Source organism: Methylorubrum aminovorans, from assembly GCF_022179725.1.
Classification (GTDB): Bacteria; Pseudomonadota; Alphaproteobacteria; order Rhizobiales; family Beijerinckiaceae; genus Methylobacterium; species Methylobacterium aminovorans.
Genome location: NZ_BPRC01000079.1, coordinates 1 through 1,636 on the forward strand (window position 1 = coordinate 1; position 1,636 = coordinate 1,636).

Here is a 1,636-nt window from a genome sequence, read left to right on the forward strand (position 1 = left end):
CGTGTTCGAGGCCAACGCGCATCTCGATGTCGGCGCGGGCGTGATCCTCGAGCCGGTGGTGCAGTACGTGGTCAACCCGAACACGTTCTGGAACCCCTACACGCCGCGGCGTGCCAAGGACGGCTTCTACGGCGGCTTCACCCTCGTCGTCCCCCTCGGAACCCTCCTCGGACTCGCGCCGGGCTGATCCGCATTCCGAGACGAAACCGGGGGCTCGCGCAACGGGCCCCTCCTCACACGAAACCGGAGGAAATGCCGCCATGATGCACGGCGATATCTCATCGAGCCAGGACAGCGTCGGCGTCGCCGTCGTGAACTACAAGATGCCGCGCCTGCACACCAAGGGCGAGGTCATCGAGAATGCCAAGAAGATCGGCGACATGATCCTCGGGATGAAGGCCGGCCTGCCGGGCCTCGATCTCGTGATCTTCCCCGAATACTCGACCCACGGGATCATGTACGACGCGGCCGAGATGTACGAGACCGCCTCCTCGATCCCCGGTGCCGAGACGGAGATCTTCGCCGAGGCCTGCCGAAAGGCGGGGGTCTGGGGCGTGTTCTCGCTCACCGGCGAGCGCCACGAGGAGCATCCGCGCAAGGCCCCCTACAACACGCTCATCCTGATGAACGACCAGGGCGAGATCGTGCAGAAGTACCGCAAGATCATGCCCTGGACCCCGATCGAGGGCTGGTATCCCGGCGACCGTACCTATGTCTCGGACGGCCCCAAGGGCCTCAAGATCAGCCTGATCATCTGCGACGACGGCAACTACCCAGAGATCTGGCGCGACTGCGCCATGCGCGGCGCCGAACTGATCATCCGCTGCCAGGGCTACATGTATCCGGCGAAAGAACAGCAGGTGCTGATCTCGAAGGCGATGGCGTTCGCCAACAATACCTACGTCGCAGTGGCCAACGCCGCCGGCTTCGACGGCGTCTACAGCTACTTCGGCCACTCCGCGATCATCGGCTTCGACGGGCGCACGCTCGGCGAGTGCGGCGAGGAGGAGATGGGCATCCAGTACGCGGCGCTCTCGAAGTTCCTGATCCGCGACTTCCGTGCCCACGGCCAGTCGGAGAACCACCTCTTCAAGCTGCTGCACCGCGGCTACACGGGCATGATCAACTCGAAGGAGAACCGGCACGGGATGTCGGAATGCCCCTACGACTTCTATCGCCGCTGGATCGAGGACCCCGACGGCACCCGCGACGCGGTGCGCGCCATCACCCGCTCCAGCGTCGGCACCGAGGAATGTCCGATCGAGGGCATCCCCTTCGTCGGCAAGGGCGAGGGCCCGCCCGACCCGCGCTGAGCCCAGCGCACCGACGCGTCACCTCATCCCGCTGAGCGCCCTCGACCCGATCCGGGTCGAGGGCGTTCTCCGTCAATTGTGCGCATGCGGGAAGTTTGTCGGCAAGATCCTGACGAACTCATTGATTTCGTTTGTTCATATTTTCGATGAAGCAGCGAGTTTGTCGGCTCGGGAGTATGATGTTTGTCGACTGGCGCATTCCAGCCGGTATTGTCTGACCTGACCGGTATTTTGGACCGGGCCAGTTGCGAGGCTACTGCATGGTGGTGGCCATGGGTAGCCGGAAGGCTAGATCCGAGAAGCTGACAGGCGCGGGCGGCCGG

At 64.1% G+C, this 1,636-nt stretch carries 1 protein-coding gene and 1 pseudogene; both read left to right on the forward strand.

Translation table 11 applies throughout. The annotated features are described in order from the left end of the window. Positions 1-187, forward strand: a pseudogene (locus tag MFF24_RS28555) (carbohydrate porin); the annotation flags it as partial. Between the two features lie 73 nt (positions 188-260). Continuing rightward, positions 261-1,313, forward strand: a complete 1,053-nt coding sequence (locus MFF24_RS28560; RefSeq protein WP_238229209.1) for an aliphatic amidase — start codon at positions 261-263, stop codon at positions 1,311-1,313. The last annotated feature ends 323 nt before the right edge of the window (positions 1,314-1,636 follow it).